Consider the following 2394-nt stretch of genomic DNA (forward strand, 5'->3'; position numbering starts at 1 on the left):
TCCCGGACATGGCCCGCCGCAGATCCCCGCACGGCCACGGCGGCGCGCCCACCGCCGCACGGGCCCGGGGCCCGCACCGGTGATCGCCACCCGACGGCGCCGGAGTACTGTCCGGCGCATGACGCACACCGAGCCGCCGCACACCTCGCCGTCGCACACCCTGCCCCCCACCGACCGGACCCGCCTGCGCCGGATGAAGGAGAACGCGAGCTTCGAACGCTCCGATCTCGAAGCGATCCTCGACGCGGGCTTCGTCTGTCACCTGGGGGTGGTCGTCGAGGGCACCCCGATGGTCGTCCCCACCGTCTACGGCCGCGACGGGCAGCAGCTGTACGTGCACGGGTCGGTGGCCAGCCGCAGCCTGGCCGCGGACCCGGAGGCCGAGATATGCGTGACCGTCACGCACGTCGACGGCCTCGTCCTCGCCCGCTCCGTCTTCGAGCACGGCGTGAACTACCGCTGCGCGATGATCTACGGCGTGCCGCGCCCCGTCACCGACGACGCCGAGAAGACCGAGGCGCTGCGCGTCCTCACCCACCACTGCGCCCCCGGCCAGTGGGACTACGCCCGCCGCCCGAACCGCAAGGAGCTCGCGGCCACGACCGTCCTCGCCCTGTCCCTGGAGGAGGCCTCCGTCAAGATCAGCGCGGGCCCGCCGGACGACGGCCGCTCGCCCGACGCCGAGCTCGGCCTGTGGGCCGGCACCCTCCCGCTGACCTCCCGCTGGGGCGCCCCCACCGCCGACCCGCTGCTGCCGCACGGCATCACCGCCCCCGCGCACGTCGTGGCCCGTGCGGGGACGCGGCAGGGCTGAGGGGCGCGGCGGCCAACGCACCCCACCTGTCCGCGGCCGCCCGGCGGGGGCATACCGTGGAACGGTAGGACCGTCGCAGGAGCACGTCGCAGGAGCAAGGAGAAAACGGGATGCAGAGCCGTACGGCGCTGGTAGAGGACCTGATGGAGCGCTTCCCGCACGTGCCGAAGGAAGCGGTCTTCAAGGAGGACCTGCTGCGCGGCGGTGTCGCCTTCGACCCGTCGGCGCTCAGTGACAACGAGGACGGCGAGGTCAAGCCGAAGTCGTACTTCATCTTCTCCTTCGACCACGGCACGCTGCCCGAGCTGGGCGAGGCCGCGCTGCGCCGCCCGCCCGAGGAGATCGTCCTCACCGGCGGCCCCTACGACCTGCGCCGCACGGTCGTCTCGGTCCGCGTGAACCCGTCGTCGCCGTACCGCGTGGCGTCGAACGAGGACGGCATGCTCGGCCTCTACCTCGACGGCAAGCGGATCTCCGACGTGGGCGTGCCGCCGATGCCGGAGTACTACCGGCACAAGCTCTCCAACGGGAAGTCGGTCATGGAGGTGGCCCCGACCATCCAGTGGGGCTACCTGATCTACCTGACCGCGTTCCGCGTCTGCCAGTACTTCGGCGCCAAGGAGGAGTGCCAGTACTGCGACATCAACCACAACTGGCGCCAGCACAAGGCGGCCGGCCGCCCCTACACGGGCGTGAAGGACGTGGACGAGGTCCTGGAGGCCCTCGACATCATCAACCAGTACGACACCGCGAAGGCATCCACCGCGTACACGCTCACCGGCGGCGCGATCACGTCGAAGGTCCAGGGACTGGACGAGGCCGACTTCTACGGCCGCTACGCCAAGGCCATCGAGGAGCACTTCCCCGGCCGCTGGATCGGCAAGGTCGTCGCCCAGGCGCTGCCCAAGGACGACGTGCAGCGCTTCAAGGACTACGGCGTGCAGATCTACCACCCCAACTTCGAGGTGTGGGACGAGTACCTGTTCAAGATGTACTGCCCGGGCAAGGAGCGCTACGTCGGCCGCGACGAGTGGCACCGGCGGATCCTCGACTCGCGCGACGTCTTCGGCGCCCGCAACGTGATCCCGAACTTCGTGGCGGGCGTGGAGATGGCCGAGCCGTTCGGTTTCAAGACGGTCGACGAGGCCATCGCCTCCACCACCGAGGGCCTGCGCTTCTTCATGTCGAACGGCATCACGCCGCGCTTCACCACCTGGTGCCCCGAGCCGACGACGCCGCTCGGCAAGGAGAACCCGAACGGCGCGCCGCTGGAGTACCACATCCGGCTGCTCGACGCCTACCGCTCGACCATGGACGAGTACGGCCTGTCGTCGCCGCCCGGATACGGTCCCGCGGGCGCGGGCCGTGCCGTGTTCTCCGTCAGCTCGTTCATGGACAGCCTGGCGCCGAACTCGGAGTCGGTGGAGACGCCGCAGGCGTAACGCCGCGCGGCCCCGGACCTCAGGCGGCGGCCCGCTCGTCGGCGGCGGGCGCCGAGATCAGCCGGCGCAGCAGATCGGTGCGGGTGGCGGGCGCCGCGTCCGACAGCAGCGCGGACAGGACGGCGATCCGGGTCTGGC

2 protein-coding genes are annotated in these 2394 nt (G+C 71.1%); both read left to right on the forward strand.

Annotated features, from left to right (window positions below; genetic code table 11):
- The first annotated feature begins 118 nt into the window (after positions 1–118).
- Positions 119–814 (forward strand): pyridoxamine 5'-phosphate oxidase family protein, encoded by a 696-nt coding sequence (locus G3I40_RS16320; protein WP_164302882.1) that lies wholly within the window; start codon positions 119–121, stop codon positions 812–814.
- 110 nt (positions 815–924) lie between these two features.
- Complete coding sequence (locus G3I40_RS16325) at positions 925–2256, forward strand: radical SAM protein (RefSeq protein WP_164302883.1); 1332 nt, start codon at positions 925–927, stop codon at positions 2254–2256.
- The last annotated feature ends 138 nt before the right edge of the window (positions 2257–2394 follow it).

The sequence above is a fragment of the Streptomyces sp. SID14478 genome, assembly GCF_010548525.1.
In the GTDB taxonomy this organism is placed as follows: Bacteria; Actinomycetota; Actinomycetes; order Streptomycetales; family Streptomycetaceae; genus Streptomyces.

Bases quoted from the DNA above. Each gene is read 5' to 3' on its own strand.
- G3I40_RS16320 (WP_164302882.1), top strand. From the start codon at position 119: ATGACGCACACCGAGCCGCCGCACACCTCGCCGTCGCACACCCTGCCC.
- G3I40_RS16325 (WP_164302883.1), top strand. From the start codon at position 925: ATGCAGAGCCGTACGGCGCTGGTAGAGGACCTGATGGAGCGCTTCCCG.